The sequence below is a fragment of the Pseudobacter ginsenosidimutans genome (assembly GCF_007970185.1).
GTDB lineage: Bacteria > Bacteroidota > Bacteroidia > Chitinophagales > Chitinophagaceae > Pseudobacter > Pseudobacter ginsenosidimutans.
In genome coordinates this window covers 2,568,249-2,588,999 of sequence record NZ_CP042431.1, presented here as the reverse complement: position 1 = coordinate 2,588,999, position 20,751 = coordinate 2,568,249, and the positions used below count along the sequence as shown (strand labels likewise).

Below are 20,751 nucleotides of genomic sequence, written 5' to 3'. Positions count from 1 at the left end.
AGCAGCATTATTAGAAAGTGATGTCAAGCCCAACGCCGAAATATATCGGTGTGGGATATGCGCGTCCGCTGTTGGCGCCGGAATTCTTCAGACTATTATCGAACTCGGACAATTCCGGATCAACAAAATCAAGTCCTGAAAAAGTCAGCAGGTTCTGGCCGGTGAGATAGACCCTCGCTTTCCGTAGTCCTGCCTTTTGCAGCAAATGCGCAGGAATAGAATAACCGATCTGCACATTCTTCAGGCGTGCATAAGCCGCATCAAAGAGATAGAGATCGGAGCCTCTGCGGAAATTGTTGGTATTGGACTCGCTGCCTGCTGCGGCCAGCCTGGGGAATTTGGCATTGGGATTTACCGGCGTCCAGAAATCGAGCTGGTGCTGATACATTACCTGGGAATAGTTGAAGTGGAAAGGCTCCACCAGCTCACCTCTCAGGAACATATCGCGTTTGCCAACGCCCTGCACAAAAAGCGCCAGGTCGAAATTCTTATAGCGCACATTGTAGTTGAACCCGAAAGTGTAGCGGGGGAATGGATTGCCAAGTACAAATTTGTCCTGGTCATCGATCACGCCATCCTTATTGCGGTTCACATAACGGATATCGCCTGGCCTTACATTGAGGCCAGTGGGAACGGCGCCATTCAGGATCTCGTCCAGGTTCTGGAAATAGCCATCGCGTTTGAGACCGATATAAGAATTGAAGGGAAGACCTTCTTTCAGGATCATCTGCATTTCATCGGCGCTGGTGATACGTTCGTTGCCATCGAAGTATACTACTTCATTCCTGGTATCGGCAATATTGAAACCGAAGGTCTGCTCCAGATCCCTTCCTGCAAGACGATAGCTGACACTGAGCTCCCATCCCTGGTTCCTCACTTTACCTGCATTGTAGTCTGCCACCTTTCCACCGTATACACCTGTAACAGCCGGTTGAATGAGGATATCTGAAGTGAGTTTATTGAAATAATCGAAAGATACCTGCAAGGTATTCTTCAGGAAAGTGGCGTCCACACCGGCATTGAAGGTAGCGGCCCTTTCCCATTTAAGATCGGGGTTGGCGAATGTGAATCGCGTTCCTGACACTCCCTGGTTGTTGAACCCATAAGCATTGTTGAAAACATCATATGTAGTCTGGAACTGGTAATTGTTCACGTTCTGATTACCGAGGATTCCATAAGATGCACGAAGCTTCAGGTTACCGAATTTATCGCGATAGCTATCCATGAAAGCTTCTTCCGTGATACGATAACCGATGGCCACAGCCGGAAAGAAACCCCAGCGAAGATCTTTTCTGAATTTAGAAGAACCATCAAAACGAAAATTGAATTCAGCAAAATATTTATCGTTATAGGAATAGCCGGCCCTTCCGAAAACGGAGTTCAGACTGCTTTCCACATTTCCTTTATTTGAGTTTTGAGTTTGAGAAGGATCGATGATTGTCTCCGTAATGGGCGTGCCCAGATCGGGATCGGTATTCTTCATATAGATCTTCGATTGCTGGTTGGTGGAAGACTCATTGGCAAATCCGATCAGCGCATTTACATTGTGATCACCAAAGCCCCGCATGTATTCCAGCAATAATTGCGTATTGAGGAAAAGATTTTTGTCGTAGCGGTCATTGGTATTCCTGTCTGCGCCATAGATGCCTTTGGGAAAGAAGTTCACCTGCTTCACTCTTTCGAACACATGATTGGCTGCAAGTGTACCTCCTACCACGCCTCTGATCTTCAGGCCACGCATGATGCTCAGTTCAGCTGTCAGGTTTGCGAAAACATTATCATCGTCGTATTTCCTGTAACCACCTTTTTCCAGGATGCCGAGTGGGTTGAATTCGCCCAGCACTTCATTGGTGAGGTATCTTCCCTGTTCATCCTTCTGGCTGTAGTAAGTGGGTGTTCTGCCTGCATCAACGATCAGCGTGGAAGTATTGTACGAATGATCTTTCGTTTCATTCCTTGCATAGGCCAATACACCTGTGAGTTTCAGCCGGCCTGCTTCAGTACTGAGGTTCATGCGGAAATTGTATCGTTTCAATCCGAGTCCGGGTCCTACAAGATTGTTCTCCTGGTTCACATAGCCACCGGAGAGGAGATAAGTGGTTTTATCATTTCCGCCAGACACGCTGATATTGTGGTTCTGTTGTAAAGCATCCCGGAGGATCTCATCCAGGAACCACTCTTTGCTGCCTTCTCGCTGGAACTGACGGATCTGTTCAGGGGAGTAGATGGGTTGCAGATCGGAGTTCACCATGGCCTGGTTGCGCAGGATGGCGTTCTCAAAACTTTCTACGGGCTTGTACCAGACATGTGGTTTTTGAATGCCCACCATTCCGTTGTAGGTAACGCTTGCCTTCTCGTTCTTTTTTCCTTTTTTGGTAGTGATCAGTACAACACCGTTGGAAGAGCGGCTTCCGTAGATGGCGGCGCTGCCTGCATCTTTGAGTACCGAGATGCTTTCGATATCGGATGGGTTCAGCAGATTGATATCGCCGCCTACCAAACCATCGATCACCACAAGGGGCGAATTATCACCCAGCGTGCCGATACCGCGAATATTCATGTTGATGCGTGCACCAGGCTCTGCATTGGGTTGTTGGATAATGAGGTTGGGCGACATACCCTGTAATGATTGCGAAAGATTGGTAACGGGTCTTCCCGCCATCTCTGTCACTTTCACCTGGTCTACAGCGCCAGTCACACTTACCTTGCGTTGTGTGCCGTAACCCACCACTACCACTTCACCGAGTTGTTGATTGGATGGCTTAAGGCGCACCAGTACAGGCTTATTGTCTGTGACCGATATCTCTTCAGACAGGTAGCCCACAAAGCTGATCACCAGCACCAGTTTTTCATCAGCTGTGCTGATCAAAAATTCACCAGTTGCATTGGTGGTGGTAACCAGTTGCGAACCCTTTACCTGTACAGTAGCTCCCTGCACAGGATTGCCTGCTTCGTCCACTACTCTTCCACGGATCTCCTGCATCGGATTGCCGGCGGCAATGGTTTCGCCTCTCAATGTTGTGGCAGGTGCTTTTCGAAGCAGCACATTTTTACCTGCCATCTCGAAGCGGATATGCAATGGGTCAAAGATCTGTTGAAGCGCATCCTGCAGTGCAGCGTCTTTTACTTTGCAGGATGCTTTTGCACTTAGATTGAGCTCATCGTTCGAGTAAACAAAAAGCAGACCGGTCTTTTTTTCAAGCGAAGCAATGATCCACTTCAGGTCTTTATCCTTGCAAACAAGACTGATCCTTGTGTTTTGAAAACCGACCGGATTGGGTTCATTTGGCGGATTCGCCTGCCCCGGGAGTGCAGCAGACAGCAGCCATGCTGCCATCAATAGGAATAGGCGCAGTTTCATGCTCATATAGCAAGCCTTTGGTTAAATAATATTGTTAACAGCAATCAGTTCATCTGCCGATCAGAATGGCAGAATCAGAAACAGTGAATGAAAAAGGTTTCGTTTTACTTAAATAATGAAGTATATCCGTTTGCGATCTGTTCAGGAATGTGCCGGTGAATCTGAATGTCCTGGGCTTATTATCGAGGAACACGATCTTCTTGCCAAAATATCTTTCCAGTGTGAGTGCAACGGACTCCAGGTTCTCGGAACGGAACACCAGGGTGCCATCGATCCACCCCTTGTCAAGTAAAGGATCGGTGTTCAGTAATTCCAGTTTTTTTGTTTCCTTGTTGTATACAGATTTTCGTCCGGTGGTCAGTTCATTGCTCACTGTTGCATCATCACCAACGAATGCCACTTTTCCTGTAGCCACTGAAGTGGTGACCAGCGCATCTTCATCGTATGATTTGATATTGAAAGAAGTGCCCAGTACACGCACAGATCCGCTTTGCAGATGCACTTCAAATGGACGGGAAGGATTGGGGGCTACATCAAAAAAAGCTTCGCCCTGCAGATGGATATCGCGTTTACCTTCTGCAAATACAGCAGGGTAACGCAACCTGCTGTCTGCACTCAGCCACACTTTACTGCCATCGGGCAATACGATATGGGAACGAACGCCTTTCGGGTTATACGCTTCCACCATCTGAATGCCAGCATCCCGTTGAGGACTGAACAACCACCAGCCAGCGAGGAATAACACCAGCACTGCCGCTGCTGCAGCCCACCATATGCGCCGCGAACGACGCGGCATGGATACTATTTCTTCTGTTTCCTCTTCGGTTTCGATCCTGTTCCAGGTACGTGCCAGCGCTGCTTCCACATCCGTTCCAGCATTGCTTTTTCCGGATTCCCAATAGCGCCGGTATTGTTCGTACAGCAAAGACAAATCCTTCTGCTCCGATACCATCTGATGAAGCATTTCTTTTTCTCCGGCTTCATCATTCCCGGAGAGTACACGAGTAACCAGTAAAAGGAAATTATCCCTGTCCATATAAGAAGGACACAGAATTCCCGCGAATTACTTACAAGCCGGAAAAATTTTTTACTGGAAGAGGACCAGCAACAACAAAGCCTGCAGCATCTGGCCCTGATTGTGGTTGGAATTTGTTGAAGAAGAAGCGTATGTGCGTTCCAGCTCCTGCCGGATCTTTTTGATGGCCCTGAACAATTGTGTTTCAACAGTGCGCGGGGAGATCTGAAGGATCTCAGCTACTTCCTTGTATTTGAGCCCATCTTCCCTCACCATTCTGAAAACCTGTCGGCATTGTTCAGGCAAAATGGAGATGATGATATTGAGCCGATGTTGCAGTTCCCGGAATGCCAGATCTGATTCGGGATCCTGGAGATTGGTGATAGAAGATACCTGGTCGATGCCCACCGTAACGCTCCAGAGGGAATTGGAGCGAAGATAATTGTAGCAGCCATTCCTGGCGGCCACATAGAGGAATACTTTGATCTTTTGAACTTCGGGGAGATGCTGCCTGCGTTGCCAGAGCTTCACAAATACATCGTTCACGATCTCTTCAGCAGGTGGCCGGGCCTTGAGAATATTGGCTGCAAAGTCTACCAGCCTGATATAAAAGCAGCGGAACAACTGGTTGAAAGCCGTTTCGTCACCAGCGGCAATCCGGTGTTGCCAGGTCAGCAGCAGTTCATCCGATACTTCAGGCATTGGCAATCAGTTTTGGTGCAATTCGCGGGATAAATATCAAATTTTTTTTTGAGTTGCGAAAAAGTAGAAAAAGCAAAAGGGCAGCAGAGCCGCCCTTTGCATTTTCAAACATTCAAAAACGCAACAGGAGAAACCTGCTATTATTTTGATTGCCTGATCAACTCCATGGCATAACTGATTTCCGGATCCTGTGTTTGTTGCATATAGGAAATGAATTTTTCCAGAGGCAGTTCCTTGTCGGGAATGATGCCACGACCATTATCGTTCTTTGCATTAAAAAAATACAATTCAGACATGGGGACGGTCAACACTGATTTTGTTTTGGGAAGCTGATAGGTCAGGAACCAGGCTGCAGTAGTGGCGTTCTCACCGCTGCCGGTTTCTTTCCCGATGATTAGTCCGCGTTTATTTTTCTGTACCAGTGATGCAAAGTATGTAGCGGCAGAAATAGTGGCGCCACTGGTAAGTATGTATACATTCCCACTGAATGCATCTTTATCCCTGGGAAAATTTTCCAGTTGTCCTTCCTTTAAACGTGCGTTACCCAGGTAAAAATCTGTCGCACTGTCTTTATTGAATCGCTGGTACAGGAACTGGCTTGTCTGGCGAATGTCATCCTCGCTCATTTTTCTTCCCTGGCTGGTAGCATATTCCGGATATGCTATATCGATATGTTTCGTTCTGTAATCGTATTCATTCCGGAAGGCGGTTGGCGACAAGAACGAATAAAGCAAGGCTGAGATAGCAGGATTACCACCACCATTATTCCGGATATCGATGATCACGCTCTTGTATCCCCGGTTGTTCACCTCTTTGAAGAAACTGCTGAACTCTTTATAGGCATAGGGTTCCTTCATATTGAAGGTGTTCACTGTGAGGGTACCTGTTTTGCTCTCATCATCGTAAATACCATACACATAGTAAGACCGGGCCAGCCTGGGCATGGGCATTACAGCCAGGGCGCTGGCATGTATTCCTGTTGAAGGAGATACGCTGGCTACAGTGATCTTATTAACGGTCTTGCCTTTGGGTTCCATGTATTCGATATCATAAGATTTCGCATCATGATCCCGCAGACTGAAGGAAGTCTGAAAATTACCATACATCCTGTCAGTACCTGTGATGATAAAACCATCGCAATAAGAAAAAGCGCTAAGGGAGCGCACAAGATCACTGGCTGGCTGCTTATTGATGCTTAGCAGTTCCGATGCATATGGTATCTCCACGCCTTTAATATTCACGAAAATTTTTTCCTTATCAATTAAAACAGGAAAAGGGAAATAACGGAGATCCTTGATCACCTGCTGATAGTTTTCGCCGGATAATGATAAGCTCGTATGTACATCCCTCACCAGTTGAACCGGCAAATACTGCATTACAGCATAGGCGTCATTTGCTTTCTCCGCCAGCGTCAGGAGAGAATCTACTTTTCTGTCATAATCAGCAGAGTCGATGAACTTGAAGGGATTCGGATGCTGTTTTTTGAGAATATCCATAGCGAGCTTATAGTCTGAAACAAGGTCTTCCTTTTTCAAAGCCCCAGCTTCTTTGCTCTGTGCTGTTCCGTTAAGGCAAAAAGCTGCCAGCAAGGCCGTGAAGCCTGCACTTAGAAATAATTTCATAGCAATACTAATTTGAGATTTAGATTATGTTGAACAACTGAGGCATTTTTGTTTTCCAGATTATTACTTTCTCTTTCTTCTGATGAGGATCACAGCTCCGGTAATCAGTAACATGGCAGGTAATATATAAACATATAAATACCAGATGGTAGTTGCCGTACTTTTGTTGATACTTAACCGGATATCCAGAGGAACAACTTTTGTTTTGTATACCGGGTACTCATTATAGTTGAGCCAGCTATACATGCCCAGACCAATACCAGATCCATCTGAATTTTTGACAGCCATTAAATCCGCATCACTGAAAACCACGATTCTTTGTTCCTTATTAGCTGCTTTTCTGGAAAGCCTTACTCCTATTGTATATTCCGGCAAGCGGTAATCGCCATCGCTTTCAGAAAAAGTGGGTTTTGCCGAGTCTTCTTTATACACTCCCTTTTCGATCCACAATCCGCTGTCTGCCTTCAAAGGCATGATGCTTTCAGCTTTAAAGCCCGCCATATCGCTGAAGCTGATATTACAACCTCCATTAATCATGCCACCCGCACTTACATTCCATCCTCTCTGGGCAAGCTGCATATCATCCTCCCTGGCCATCTTATTGCCTGTCATATTCAATGCCACACCCTGGTAATCTGAAGGAACATGCTTCCTGGGTTGGACAATTGTTCCATTATCCAGGTTGATGCCTATTGGATTCAATACCGGATTCAACATTTGTTGCTTGCCAGGTTCTCCATAAAAAATAGCATTCCCTCCAGCGGCTATATATCCATTGATCTTTTCAATCTCAACGGGCGCCAGTTCCGACCTGGGATCTGCAACAACGAGGATATCTGTATTTTCAGGAATGTCTTTTGTCAACAACGAAATAGTATCAGCATCCATTCCCATATTTACCATGGCGCGACTCTCATTTTGTTTATTTGTATGCCCGCCAAACTCTCTTTCGCCATTACGCCATGGGCTTCGTTCATAGTGACCAGTAGTGAACATTATTTTGGGAAGGGAAGGTCTGGTTAATTTTCGTATGCTTGCCGACACATTCGGATCCAGTGGCCAGGTAGGCATCTGATAGGTTCGTAAAAAAGCTTTTTTACCCTTATACTCCAGCTCCATCAACGCTTTCATCTCATCTTCACCGGAAAGATCCACATATTTGCCGATCTCCTTCTGCTTCAGAAAATAGGATGTATCCTTTTTGAAGAATTTTGCAAATTGAATGGCCACTTCGTCAACAGATTTTCCTGGAAAATTTTTTATCAGAGAACTGTCTTTCTTTGCAACTCCATAATAGTTGACATACCTGAACCTGATATTGGGATAAAACCGGATATACTGTTCCCAGAAGTCCCAGATGTATTCATTCCTGAGTGCCGGCATGGCAGAAGCTGCATTTAGCCCCAGCAGGTTCCCATATAAAGTAACCGTAATCGGAGACCCATCCAACTCTCTGAGTACGGCCTGTGTGGCTGTATCGATGGTGCGTAATTTATCCCTCGTTACATCCAGATAACCTACATATCCAGGCCTCGCGCTGAAGTAGCCTGCCAATACTATGATCACGATCAAAGCACTATATCTGAAAAAAGAAATTGTCCATTTTTTCGACTCCTGCCTGCTTTTCAATTTGATAATGGAAAGTCCCAGGAACAGGACAATGATCAAACTGAAATAAAAAATCTCCCTTGTGGTGATAAGGCCATATATAAATGGTTCGATCCTGCCTTTCATCGAGAGGAACCAGGTCAGGTCCCTTATAAAATCATACTCCTGCCATAGCTTACCTATCATACCCAGAATATAAAACGCAATGAATGTTCCGATACCAGCCACTATCTGGTAACTGGTCAAACAGGAAATAAAAAGGCCGATAGCCATATATGCGCCGGTCAGCAGAAAATAACCCAGCACCATAGAAAAATACCATTTGAATTCTGCATGTTCAATACTGAAAAAACCTGTGTACAACAACAATGCTATCAGCAATGACAATACGAGGTTGAACACCATCAAACCTGCAAACTTGCCCAGTACGATCTCTCTGATCCTTATAGGGGAAGAAGTCAGGAGCTTCATGGTGCCGGTAGTTTCCTCCCTGTTGATGACTCCCATCGTCAGCAGTGGAATAAACATATAGAGATAACTGGAAAAGGAACCAATCGTTTGCATGAACATTTTCAAAGTCAGCGGCCCCTTAAAACCAAGCCAGCCCGGACTATTGAGAAGTTTCTGGTCCTGTATATTGGCATGACTTACCAACGGATCTACAAATTGTGAAGCGCTGATCACAAAAAACACCACCAGCGTGATCCATGCAATTGGCGAGTAGAATAGTGTCCTCAGCTCTGCCCTGGCTATTTTGAATATTATTTTCATTCTTAACTTTTGATACTGATAAATGGAATATTTGTTTGATTGCGCGACTGTTAATCACCGATCAATTCAATGATGCCCTCATTCCTGATGATCATCATTCCTTGCCTGTCTTCAGTGATACCTTCTTTCAGTCTGTATGGATATCGGGGAACATTTCCATCCAAAACAGTAGGCATAAAATTGAATTGCACATTATTGCGGCTTTTGAGTTGTTCGCCCACTTCAATAATATGTGTGCTTACTATGAACAGGCAATTCACGTATTCGGAAAATGCTTCGGTAACTGCCAGTGTACCATCAAAAGCATCTTTCACATTCGTTCCCTTGAAAAGCTCATCAAACATCAGCAGCAGATGTTTACCTGTACGTGTAGCATCAGCCGCATTCTTTACCCGGACCACTTCCGCATAGAAATGACTATAGCCCAGTGCTATATTATCAGCAACATTGATACTGGAATAGATCCCTTCCCTCACAGAAAAATCCATTGAATCCGCCGCTATCGGAAACCCGATATGCGCCAGGTACATGGAAATACCGATGGTCTTCATCCAGGTGGATTTACCAGCCATGTTGGCTCCCGTAAGAAAGATCACATTGCTGCTGGCCTGCATGGCAATATTGTTGCCCACAGCCTTATCGATACAAGGATGCCTGAGATCGATGGCCCGGAAAACATTGTCCTCCTTCGGCAAGGCTTTTGCCCAGGTATATTCTTTTGAAACAGCAACAGCAGCTACGGCCATATTCACATCCAGTTCGGCAACAAAGTGAAGAATTTCCATGACTTGCTGATTGTATTTACTTTTCAGCAGGTGATCGAATTCCGAGATCTTCGTAACGGAAATACTGGAATAGATATCCGTTTCAATCAGAGCAGATAATTGCGCCTGGTGCAAAATTGACCGGATTTCGGCTGTTCGTTGCTGATAGGGCCCTGCATCGTATGTAACAACTCAACGATTCCTACACATTTTTTCAGGGTCATGATAGTAGCCTGCAAACCCTGGATCAGGGTTTTGTAACGTTCGTCGCGCGTAAGGGTAGACAAACTTTTCTTCAATAACACAGTTCCAAGTGTACCCATCCGGCTTTGGGAAGTTGCCCCGTCTATGTATTCCTGCATCAACGTTACCTGCCGTGGATCAAAAGGGAACTGCAGCCCGGCCTCAACAAAGAACCGGAAAACAGCCGTTCGCTGATTGATTGCAGCAGCATCCGTCATTGGATTCCTGAACAGCTGGTCCAGCAATTGTTCCCCGCTTCTGGTTTTCACCTGGTTGAAAACAGCGTACACAGAGCCTTGTCTGAATTTCCCCATCAGGTTCAGCTCGTCCTGGGATTGTCTGTCTATTGTGAAACTCATAGTGTATTATTTTTTATCCTTTCTTCTTTCCTGTAGCAAGTGATTCCAGGATACCTTCATTGCGAATAATGATCATACCATGCCTGTCATCGGTAATACCCTCCTCTAGCGTATAGGTATATTCGGGAACTGTACCTTTCATCCTGGTGGGCAAATAATGGAAGCCGATATTCTGTTTTTTCTTCAGCTCATCGCCTGCCTCCACGATATGCGAGGATATGAGGAAAAGACTGTTCTTTTTACCGGCAAATGCTAACGTTACCGCCACTGTGCCTTCATGCGCATCTTTCACATTGGTTCCCCTGAACAATTCATCGAAGAGTACGAAAAGCGATCTGCCTGCTCCCAGTTCTGCTGCTACTTTCTTTACACGCAATACTTCTGCATAGAAATGACTGGCTCCGATTCCGAGATTATCAGGAAGATTGATGGTAGTGAGTATGCCATCCATTACTGAGAATTCGAGCCGCTTTGCTGCAACCGGAAATCCCATATGCGCGATGTAAACAGCAGTGCTGAATGCACGAAGAAAAGTTGATTTCCCCGCCATATTGGCCCCGGTCAGGAATACTAGTGATTTTCCTGGATGCATATGCAGGTTGTTGGCAACCGGGTTCTTCAACTCAGGATGATACACTCCTTCCACTTTCAGGATATTGCTGCCCCGGGGATGTGGTACCGGGAAAACAAAATTCCTTTTTCCCGACACCTGCGCCACAGATACATATACATCTATCAGGTAAATGAAATTCAATACAGCAGTTGTTTTCTCCCGCTCTTTTGTGCGAAGCAAAATATCGAATGCAGTAAGTGCTCCGAAACTCAGCTTATTACCGGGCCTTTCCTTAAAGACCGGCTCCAGACCTGTTCCCTGTAACAATTGCAACACTTGCCGCCTTTCTTCTTTCAGCATCTTTACCTGGGCAATGGCGCCCGTTTCCAGGAAAGATTTAACTGCATGCAGCAGTTCAATTAAAGCTGTAACGCCTTGTCCGATCTCCTTGTCACCAAAAGTGGATTTTTGTCCATCCTGGTTTTCTTCTCCCTGATTGATATATTTCTCCACGCAATCCAGGATAGCAGATGAAAATGGGAAAGCTGTCTGCAGTTCGGCAAAAGCCTTGATGGCGCCGGCTCTTTTGGCAATAGCATCCAGGTTGGCCAGCGGATTTCTGAACATATTCTCAAGCAGGAGTTCTCCGCCGCGCGTTGATGTATTGTTGTAAATATCGTAAATACCATTTCGCTCTCTTTTGGAAAAGAGCCTCAGATCTTCAATAGTTTGATCATCCGTTATCAGGAACATGATGAGTTATTTGTGAATGACTATAATATGGGATGATTATTTCCTTTTCCTTCGCACCAGCAGTACTATGGCAACAAGCAACAATGCAGCAGATGCCAGGTACAGATAAACAGTACTCAACAGTTTCGCTTGTTTGGAAGTAAGTTTTACATACCTGTCTGACGGCCTTGGATAATTAGCGTACACAGGGTATTCGTTAGCCAGTCCCCAGCTGTAGAATGAAACGCCTGTTGTGGAAAGAGATTTTCTTCTACCCGAAAGTGCATCCGCATCCCCGCATACGATGATCCTTTGTTCGCGTTGACCGATCTTCCTGCTAAGTTTCAACGCCAGTACATATTCGCTTTTGCGAAGATCTCCTTCAGAAGCATTGAAGTCTGGAGCGGCAGAATCAAGCGCCAGCTTACCATTTTCGACCCAGGTATTTTCAGAACCAGGCATTGTTAGTATTGGTTCGATCCTGAATCCCTCAGTTTCCTGATAATTCAGGCTCGATGCTCCTTCATTCTGCACTTTACCTCCATTCTTCCTGTATTTTTGAAAATTATACATGTATTGTTCATCAGCGAGGTAATTACCTGCGGAGGTTAAATGATTTTCGAAAATATGCGGCATTTCATGCGGGTCAGGACGAACGATCATGCCTTTATCTGCACTTACTCCAATGGATCTTAATATTGGTTCAAGGATGAACTGCTTATCCGGCTCAACATATATGATTGCATTTCTCCCTTTTCTGATATAATCGATAACCCGTTCCTGTTCCAGATCAGTATATGCACTCCTCGGGTCCGCAACTACCAGCAGGTTGATATCTTCAGGAACAGGGCCACTGTTCAGTTGAACACTATCTATTTCAGCACCAAAATTGATCATCGATTGCCTGCTCCATTTAGCGGCCATGAATTCTCCAAAATGCCGGGGTGCATAATCAAAGGCACTTCTTTCATAATGTCCCGTTACAAAACCGATCTTCATATCTTCGTTACTTGCAAGTTTTTTGAACACTGCCGCGAAGTGAGACTGAGTTGGCCAGATTGGTTGCTCCCGGTATGTTCTCAGGAATTCCTTCTTACCTTTATATTCCAGTTGCATGATCAGGAATTTCCCTTCAGGTTGCAGATCGATCTCCTTCCTGATCTCATCAGGTTTCTTAAACAACGACAATGGGGTCCGATTGATCTTTGCCTCTATTGCTGCAATCTCTTCCAGCGACTTACCCGGATACATCCGGAAATAAGCACTGTCTTTATCTCTTACATCATAGTAATACTCATATTTCATTTGCAGGTTTGGATAGAAGCGACGGTATTTTTCCCAGATATTCCAAACATAATCGTTCCTCATAATGGGGAGGCCATTGATGGCATTCCGGTCCAGCAGATTGGTGTACAAGGTTACTGTAAGCATAGAGCCATCCATTTTTTTCAGGGTTTCCTGAACATTCGGATGGATGGTATTGAGCTTGTCTTTTGTGATGTCAGCATACAGTACAGCGTGAGGTCTTGAGCTAAAATAACCAAGGATGACCACTACTACAGTAAGCAATAAATATTTGGAAGCAGGAACTGTCCATTTTTTCGATTCCTGCGTACTCTTCATTCTGATCAATGCAAATCCGATAAACAATATTATCACCAGTATGAAATAGATCACATCCCTGCTGGTGATCAGCCCATAGATCATCAGTTCTGCTTTTCCGGCAATGGAAAGGAACCAGGTGAGATCGCGGATGATATCATACTGTTGGCCGTAACTTGAAATCACCGAAAGGAAAAACAATACAGTAAAAGTAATGATCGCAGCAACTATCTGGTAACTGGTCAAACAGGAAATGAACAAACCAATGGCGGCATAGGTATTGATCAGGAAAAACATCCCCAGTAATATCGACAGGAACCAGATATACTCGGCATTTTCAACGGTCATCACCAATGATGCCAGCATCACGGCAAAAATGAAAAGCAGGATAAAATTGAAGATCACCATACCGAGGTATTTCCCAAGCACAATTTCCCGCGTGGTCACCGGCGATGAATACAATAGCTTGATAGTGCCATTGCTGATCTCCCTGTTGATGATGCCCATCGTCAGCAATGGAATGAACAGATAAATGTATTTTTTCAGCCTTATCATGATATAGGCCGAAAGTTCCTTGCCCACTCCTTCAAAACCATCCCAGCCAGGCTGTAGTTCTTTAAACACTTCCTGCACCGTAGAGAATTGCTCTGTACCGATGCAATAAATGGCTGCGCTGGTGAGATAGAAAATGAATACCACAAACCAGGCGATAGGTGAATAGAACAGGTACTTAAGTTCAGCCCTGGCTATTTTGAGAATTATTTTCATCAGGGCAGGTTTAAGATTGTTGTTGTGATAATTGTTTGAAAACATCATCCAGCACAGATTTCTCAAGGTTGATCTCCTGCAATTGCCAGTTATGTTGAACACTGGCAATGATGATGGATTGGGAGATATTGCTGTTTCCGGCGAACCATATCCTGCATTGCTTCTCTGTAAGGAATTGCACTTTGTTTACACCACTGATATTGAGGAGTTCTGACTCTGCCGGAGGATTGTCCATTCTGACCAACACAGTAGTTGGCTGAATATAGTTGTTGAATGAATCCATGGAATCTGAGAATACCATTCTTCCGCCTTCAATCATGATGATATCGCGGCAAAGCAGGTTGATCTCGGAAAGCACATGGGATGATAATAAGATCGTATGGTCCTGCGCTATTTCTTTGATCAGCTTTCTTGCTTCGATGATCTGGTTGGGATCGAGACCGTTGGTGGGCTCATCGAGAATTACAATACTGGGCTTGTGAATGATGGCCTGCGCAATTCCTACGCGTTGACGGTAACCACCTGAAAGGTTCTTGATCAACCTTGCACTGAAATGCGCGATCCCTGTTCTATCCATTACTTCCGCTACAGCCTTTTTTACTTTTGTTTTTTCAATGAAACGAAGGTCAGCTGCATAGGTGAGGTATTCATTCACAGTGAAGTCCATATACACCGGAGGCGTTTGCGGAAGGAACCCCAGTTGCTTTTTGGCGAGCCGCGGATCTTGTCTTTTGTTCACACCGTTTATGTATACATCTCCTTCTGTCTGATTGAGTACACCACAAATGATATTCATGGTGGTAGATTTTCCGGCTCCATTGGAACCTAGTAATCCTATGACTCCGTTTTGGCTTATCTCGAAGTTGATATCACGGATAGCCCAGGCACTGGAATACCTGTGGGAGAGGTTCTCCACTTTTAATACTATGCTCATATGTATGGTTAATGTTTACATGAAATGCAGAGGAACACCTGCTATTAATGATGGATGAGGATTAATCTCTGTAGACCTGATGGAACATGGGGCTAATTCTCTGGTGGTTGGGTGACGGCTCACCCGGATGTCCGGTCAATACAAGGGTAGTTGGTCCCCAAAGCCAGTGCCTGGAAAACTCCAGCTTATTTTTATCACTGCTCATATTGTAGGTTGTGATCAGGTCCCCCGTTGCATGATCCCTGATTTCGAAATCATAGCTCTTATCGGTTGTAAGATTGAAGAGCAGCGGAGTGAAGGCAGAAAGCGTTTTCGCAGCCAGACTTTGAATAAAGGAACCAGGGGGCTCTCCTTTGAGATTTATACTGATGACCGCTGTTGAACTAAAGTTGGCAAAACGGATATTACAACTGCTGTCCTGAAAATTGCTATGTGGAATCATTTCGTGTACTAGTGTATGTGATACAGCTGACTTTTGTCCATACACAAATAATGAATAGATCTCTCTTTCCTTCACGTCCAATACTGTGTTCAGGACAGGTCCATTCTCTGGTAGTGTGTCTGTGGTTGTGAAAAGTTGCAATGTTTGCGGAAATTCATGCATGATCAGCATGGTATTTTTCAACACTGAATCTTTGTTCTTAAGTTCACGCGCGCTATTGAAAATTATCGGCCTTGACAATGACAGATTCGTGTACAGATGCACGTTATTATCAATGGCGTTGAAGACCTGGCAGACTGCTGGAAAATCCTCGAATTTGTTCTTTTTGCAGGAGACCGACATTATTGCCAGTAGCAGGAATGCAAGAACGATTCCTCTCCTTTCTTTCTTGAAAACAGAAGTGAATTGTACACTATATATAAATTTCATTGTAGCATTTTTGATGATGAATGCAGTTGATTGTTCATGCTCAGTTGTTATAACCCGGGTTTTGTACAAGACGTCCGTTTACCCGGATTTCTTCTTTTGGAACCGGATACAATAACTGGTGGTCTCCTTCCCAGGGAACCTTATAGGAAATAATGCTGAGCACATCGTGCGCTTTCGCAGTCCTTTTCAGGTCGAACCACCTGTGTCCCCATTCCAGGAACAGCTCTACTCTTCGTTCATGGGCAATAGCATGTAGTACTTCATCTGCAGTCAGGGAATAGTCAAGTTCTGTAAGTCCTGCCCTTCTCCTTAGCTGATTGATGTCATCAATTGCATTGTTTTTTGCCGATGGATTGTACAGGACAGTTGCTTCCGCTCTGATGAGAATCTGTTCAGCCAGTCGCATTACTTTATAATATTGGACGGGATTGCCTTTTGAATACTTGGCGGGAATAAAAGTTGCTCCGTCCAGTTTAATCCAGGTCAGCTTTCTTTTGTCGTTCACTTCAAAGGCATCCAGCAATTCATTGCTTATTGCATATGGCCTAAAGAGCAGATGAAATACATGCCCTTCAGGAGTTGCATTATTCAACAATCCAGTGGTTGGTATCAGCTGAAAAATCGTTTCAGGGGAATTAGGTAAGAAAGTATTGCTGATATCCTGTTCCAACTTAAAAAGATCAGATTGATCGATCACTGCTGTAGCACTATTGATGGCTAACTGGTATTCCCCTGTATACAGATATACCCTTGCAAGCAATGCTTCCACAAACCATTTGTTCACCCTGCTCCTTTTGTTCCCACCAACAGAATAGTCACTGCCCAGCAAGGCTTTGGCCTTGATCAGGTCAGCTTTGATCTGGTCGTATACTTTTGAAACGGGTGATCGGGACAGGGATACTGTCTTCTTGAAATCGGAGGTTATCACCAGAGGCAGTTCGCCATAATAGTTGACCAGGTAAAAATAGCTGAAGGCCCGGAGGGCAAGGGCCTCCCCCGTAAGCTGCTTCTTTACGCTATCAATCAGGGATGGGGAAGTTGATAATGCAATACCATCTATCAATGCATTGGCATCGGATATGGTCCGGTAAGTTGAATACCAGAGATGATCTGGTTTATCTGCACTAACTTCTACTGTGAGTTTATTCCTCTGGCTATAATAATCTGCGCCGCTGACAGATGTGGCGATTATTTCATCAGCTGATAACCCGCCCTGCAGGGTTGACAAACCGCCCGAAAAAATATTATTTGGCACATTTGCAAGATCAGCCGCATTGGTGGCAATGCCATTGATCATTTTCGTATAGATCCCTGCCATTGCCCATTCGGCTTGTTTATTATTTACAAACAGTTCTTCAGTTGTGATGGAGTTGATTGGAGGCGGCACATCCAGTAGTTTTTCGCAACCGGAAATGATCAGACCGGAGGTCAGAAAAAGGAGAGCCGGTAATATCTTGTTTCGCATAGTCTTCCAGTTTAGAAATTAATGTTCAGGTTGGAGGAGATCACTCTGGGAATTGGGGCAGCAGAGAAAATATTATCTATTTGGGGGTCAAGTCCTCTGTAAGAAGAAAAAGTGAACAAGTTGTTGGTACTTACTCCAATACTTGCATTTTTTATCCCAATTTTTTTTGTGAGTGTGTTGGGGATATTCCAACTTATATTGATAACATTCAGGCGGATATATGATCCGTTCACATAAGCAGCATCGGAAGATTCAATCCGGCCGAGACCGGCAGACCTGGTGGTGAATTTCGGATAACTTACTATGTCACCAGGCTGCCTCCAATGATTATTCAGGATTTCGCCCGGCAATGCAATATTTTTCCTTTCACCTACCACAGCCATGATATAAGGATCCCTCCTTAGCCGGTTCTTAAAGTCAAATTGTGTATAAAAGCTTAATTCTTTCCAGGAAAGTTCGAAAGTGAATCCTCCACTATATTTTTCTGCGGTCTCAATGGCAATATAACGATCATCATTGTACGAACTTGGAAAAATGTTTTCTTTAACAGTTATGCGACCGTCTTTGTTATGATCTTCGAAGCTATACTCGCCGGTTAAAGGGTTGATCCCTGTATATCTGAGAACGTATTTTGTAGTGTTGGAATATCCTACTTTAAGGTTTCCTTTATGCGAAGAATATTCCAGGTTGGGAAAATCTACCAGCTTATTACGGTTCAGACCAAGTACAAAGGAAGTTGTTAGTGCCCAGTCTTTAGAACTCAATAGTTTGGCACTCATAGAAAACTCAAAGCCAGTATTACGAAGGTTGGCCTGGGTGTTGGTAAAAGCCTGACTAAATCCTGTATATTTTGGGATTGGTACTGAACCAAGTTGATCTGTGGAACTATGATGATATACTGAAGCTTCCAGGTTGATCCTGTCTTGCAGGAATCCCATTTCAATTGTTAATTCTGCTTTCCTGGTGGAAACCCAACGGAACTCCTGGTTCAATGGCTTGATCACATGGAATGCCATGATCCCATCATAAGGCAGCAAGCTGGAGGCCATGCCATCAGAGACGTTTTTGGACCATCTGGACAGGAACTCATACGGTGTAAGCGAACTTGCACCGGTAAGTCCGTAACTACCTCTGAACTTCAGGAAGGTGAACCAGGAAGGCAGGATTTGCTTTATCCATTTTTCTTCATTGGCATTCCAGGCAAGGGCAACTGATCCGAAATTTCCAAATCGTTTTCCTTTTCCAAAACTGGAAGAACCATCCCTGGTGGCCGACAGGCTAAAGATGTATTTGTTACTCCAGTTGTAGTTCACCATTCCTGTAAACTTAAGGATCCTGGTTTCAACAGATGCTTCACTGGCTTGAACGAAACCGGCATTGTTGTAGCTTTTCATCATCTCATCGTTAGGAAAAAACATGGCAAAAATTGTTTGACTTCCTGTAGCTGCAGCAGCATATTCGGCAACATGCTTAATGGAAAGGCTTCCTTTCCCAATGAAAGTCTGGTATTCAACTTTCTGCTGGATCTGCCAGTTCCTGGCCTTCGTATTGCCATAGATGGCAATCGGAGTATTGGGTAACTTCGTATCAAAGGAGGCTTCCGGACTTTTTTGTATGATATCATTGTGGGAGAACGCATAATTGCCACTAAGCCCCATACTCAGTCCTTTCAGTATATTATAGTCCAGGTTCACTGAAGTTTGGTTACTGAAGGTTTTACTTACACTTGGCCTCTTAAGATCACTAAAGGGAAAAATGGCCGTGCCTGTTGTTCTGTACGGTTCAAAATTGAACTCCCCTTTATTATTGTAGATCTCAGGGGCATTGGGTGGAAGAGAACTTGGATCATTGGCTTTTATAGCCTTTACATTCGTTGTGGCCAGGGAGTTGATCAGCGCAAAACGGAATTTTTGATTAGTGCTGACATAATTGAAGGTTGAATTGAAAGAAATACGCTCGTTCTTACCTCCCTGGTTCAGTAAGGTGGTGCTTGACATGTATCCACCACTAAGCCGGTAAGTTGAATTGCCGGCCCCGCCACTGACACTCAGGTTGATATTAGTTTCCACACCTGTTCCTATGAGTTCCCTTTGCCAGTCTTTGTTTCTGGTACTATCCCATAGAACTAGATCAGGCGCCTCTACGATGTTGGGTACAATACCATCATTCCTCAAAGCTTCCCTTCTAACCGCCAGGTAATCTTTTGTGCTTAATACTTTAGGGTATTTCTGGATCGAATTGATACCGTTAGCTATTCTCAGATTGAAAACCGGCGGACCGGATTTTCCTTTTTTAGTGGTGATCAAAACAACTCCGTTCGCTCCTCTGGAACCGTAAATAGCGGTAGCGTCGGCATCTTTCAGTATGGTTATACTTTCAATATCATTTGGATTGATCATGTTCAACGGGCTCTCCCCTCCTGTATTTGAATTGCCCCCCTGCACAGGTCCCATACTGATATTGGTCCCACCCGAAGAAGGATGAATATTGTTATTTGAAAGAGGTAGTCCGTCTATTACATACAGAGGGTCAATGATAGCAGTAGGTGAAATATTATTCCTACCTCTGATCACCAGCTCGATCGGCGCAGCCAGATTGCCTGAAGTCTGCAGAACAGCTACTCCCGGCACACGCCCAACAAGCGCCTGCAGAGGATTGAATATCGGCTGCTTTGTAATCTCTTCCGCTTTAATGGTGGTGATATTTCCTGTTGCGGTCCGCTTGCTTGTCTTTCCATAGGCAGTAACTTTCATTTCATCCATCACTGAATGCGTTACCTTCATTCTCACAAGTAATTGATTGGAAGTAATTTTCAACTGTTGCCCGGCATATCCAATAAAAGAAAAAACAAGCGAATCGCCAGGATTGGCCTGTATGGAGAATTTCCCCAGCGCATCTGTATAGGTACCCCTATTAGCTTTTCTCACAAAAATGCTTACACCGGATAATGGATAACCTTCTTCATTGACCACCTGCCCATAGACCAAATTATTTTGAGGAAAAATCTGAATTATTCCGGGCACAGTTTTATCAACCACAGCTTGCATTTTCGATAACAGGATCGTATTCCCGTGTATCTCATATTCCAGCTCCTGTTCTTTCAATACAAAATCCAGGAATTCCTTCAAAGGCATTTTGTGTACAGTAAGGGATACTGTCTTTGTGCCCTCCAATGTTCCTTTCGTATTCAGCAAAACATAATCCGTTTGCTTTTCGATGGCGGCAAATACCTGTTTTAACGTGAGATCTTTTCCGGAAATGGTTACCGTCTGTGCAAGACTGTTAGCTGCCTGCACCTGAAAAAAAACAATAGCAGTAAAAAAGATAGTCAGTTTCATGACCAGCAGGGTTTTGGTAAGACCCCGGAATCGCTTTGGCGGG

General features: G+C 44.6%; 13 protein-coding genes. All 13 read right to left on the bottom strand.

Annotated features, from left to right (window positions below; translation table 11 throughout):
• Positions 1 to 10 precede the first annotated feature (10 nt).
• Positions 11 to 3,361, bottom strand: a complete 3,351-nt coding sequence (locus FSB84_RS10585; RefSeq protein ID WP_158643840.1) for a TonB-dependent receptor — start codon at positions 3,359 to 3,361, stop codon at positions 11 to 13.
• Positions 3,362 to 3,410: 49 nt separating this feature from the next.
• Positions 3,411 to 4,397, bottom strand: a complete 987-nt coding sequence (locus tag FSB84_RS10580) for a FecR family protein (protein WP_130541587.1) — start codon at positions 4,395 to 4,397, stop codon at positions 3,411 to 3,413.
• Positions 4,398 to 4,448: 51 nt separating this feature from the next.
• Complete coding sequence (locus FSB84_RS10575; RefSeq protein ID WP_130541588.1) at positions 4,449 to 5,078, bottom strand: RNA polymerase sigma-70 factor; 630 nt, start codon at positions 5,076 to 5,078, stop codon at positions 4,449 to 4,451.
• A gap of 140 nt (positions 5,079 to 5,218) precedes the next feature.
• On the bottom strand, positions 5,219 to 6,700 hold the full coding sequence (locus FSB84_RS10570; RefSeq protein ID WP_130541589.1) for a S41 family peptidase: 1,482 nt from the start codon (positions 6,698 to 6,700) through the stop codon (positions 5,219 to 5,221).
• A 63-nt stretch (positions 6,701 to 6,763) separates the two neighbouring features.
• Positions 6,764 to 9,079: an ABC transporter permease subunit gene (locus tag FSB84_RS10565; protein ID WP_130541590.1), complete on the bottom strand. Its 2,316-nt coding sequence runs from the start codon at positions 9,077 to 9,079 to the stop codon at positions 6,764 to 6,766.
• A gap of 50 nt (positions 9,080 to 9,129) precedes the next feature.
• Positions 9,130 to 9,978 carry a MutS-related protein gene (locus FSB84_RS10560; protein WP_147122125.1) on the bottom strand — a complete coding sequence of 283 codons (849 nt, stop codon included), beginning with the start codon at positions 9,976 to 9,978 and terminating at the stop codon, positions 9,130 to 9,132.
• Positions 9,951 to 10,445, bottom strand: a complete 495-nt coding sequence (locus tag FSB84_RS10555) for a hypothetical protein (RefSeq protein WP_147122124.1) — start codon at positions 10,443 to 10,445, stop codon at positions 9,951 to 9,953. Before FSB84_RS10555 ends, FSB84_RS10560 begins: the two co-directional genes overlap by 28 nt.
• A 13-nt stretch (positions 10,446 to 10,458) precedes the next feature.
• Positions 10,459 to 11,751 carry a MutS-related protein gene (locus FSB84_RS10550; protein WP_130541592.1) on the bottom strand — a complete coding sequence of 431 codons (1,293 nt, stop codon included), beginning with the start codon at positions 11,749 to 11,751 and terminating at the stop codon, positions 10,459 to 10,461.
• A gap of 36 nt (positions 11,752 to 11,787) precedes the next feature.
• A complete protein-coding gene (locus FSB84_RS10545; protein ID WP_158643839.1) occupies positions 11,788 to 14,100 on the bottom strand; it encodes a Gldg family protein in 2,313 nt (770 codons plus the stop codon).
• Between the two features lie 10 nt (positions 14,101 to 14,110).
• On the bottom strand, positions 14,111 to 15,034 hold the full coding sequence (locus FSB84_RS10540; protein WP_130541594.1) for an ABC transporter ATP-binding protein: 924 nt from the start codon (positions 15,032 to 15,034) through the stop codon (positions 14,111 to 14,113).
• 61 nt (positions 15,035 to 15,095) lie between these two features.
• Complete coding sequence (locus FSB84_RS10535) at positions 15,096 to 15,905, bottom strand: hypothetical protein (protein WP_130541595.1); 810 nt, start codon at positions 15,903 to 15,905, stop codon at positions 15,096 to 15,098.
• A 40-nt stretch (positions 15,906 to 15,945) separates the two neighbouring features.
• Positions 15,946 to 17,370: a RagB/SusD family nutrient uptake outer membrane protein gene (locus FSB84_RS10530; RefSeq protein ID WP_130541596.1), complete on the bottom strand. Its 1,425-nt coding sequence runs from the start codon at positions 17,368 to 17,370 to the stop codon at positions 15,946 to 15,948.
• Between the two features lie 11 nt (positions 17,371 to 17,381).
• Positions 17,382 to 20,708: a SusC/RagA family TonB-linked outer membrane protein gene (locus FSB84_RS10525; RefSeq protein WP_158643838.1), complete on the bottom strand. Its 3,327-nt coding sequence runs from the start codon at positions 20,706 to 20,708 to the stop codon at positions 17,382 to 17,384.
• Positions 20,709 to 20,751: the final 43 nt, after the last annotated feature.

What these genes read in the sequence shown, in the direction of transcription:
- FSB84_RS10535 (WP_130541595.1), bottom strand. Translation starts at nt 15,905, where the DNA reads ATGAAATTTATATATAGTGTACAATTCACTTCTGTTTTCAAGAAAGAA.
- FSB84_RS10545 (WP_158643839.1), bottom strand. Translation starts at nt 14,100, where the DNA reads ATGAAAATAATTCTCAAAATAGCCAGGGCTGAACTTAAGTACCTGTTC.
- FSB84_RS10550 (WP_130541592.1), bottom strand. Translation starts at nt 11,751, where the DNA reads ATGTTCCTGATAACGGATGATCAAACTATTGAAGATCTGAGGCTCTTT.
- FSB84_RS10540 (WP_130541594.1), bottom strand. Translation starts at nt 15,034, where the DNA reads ATGAGCATAGTATTAAAAGTGGAGAACCTCTCCCACAGGTATTCCAGT.
- FSB84_RS10525 (WP_158643838.1), bottom strand. Translation starts at nt 20,708, where the DNA reads ATGAAACTGACTATCTTTTTTACTGCTATTGTTTTTTTTCAGGTGCAG.
- FSB84_RS10570 (WP_130541589.1), bottom strand. Translation starts at nt 6,700, where the DNA reads ATGAAATTATTTCTAAGTGCAGGCTTCACGGCCTTGCTGGCAGCTTTT.
- FSB84_RS10565 (WP_130541590.1), bottom strand. Translation starts at nt 9,079, where the DNA reads ATGAAAATAATATTCAAAATAGCCAGGGCAGAGCTGAGGACACTATTC.
- FSB84_RS10585 (WP_158643840.1), bottom strand. Translation starts at nt 3,361, where the DNA reads ATGAAACTGCGCCTATTCCTATTGATGGCAGCATGGCTGCTGTCTGCT.
- FSB84_RS10530 (WP_130541596.1), bottom strand. Translation starts at nt 17,370, where the DNA reads ATGCGAAACAAGATATTACCGGCTCTCCTTTTTCTGACCTCCGGTCTG.
- FSB84_RS10555 (WP_147122124.1), bottom strand. Translation starts at nt 10,445, where the DNA reads ATGAGTTTCACAATAGACAGACAATCCCAGGACGAGCTGAACCTGATG.
- FSB84_RS10575 (WP_130541588.1), bottom strand. Translation starts at nt 5,078, where the DNA reads ATGCCTGAAGTATCGGATGAACTGCTGCTGACCTGGCAACACCGGATT.
- FSB84_RS10580 (WP_130541587.1), bottom strand. Translation starts at nt 4,397, where the DNA reads ATGGACAGGGATAATTTCCTTTTACTGGTTACTCGTGTACTCTCCGGG.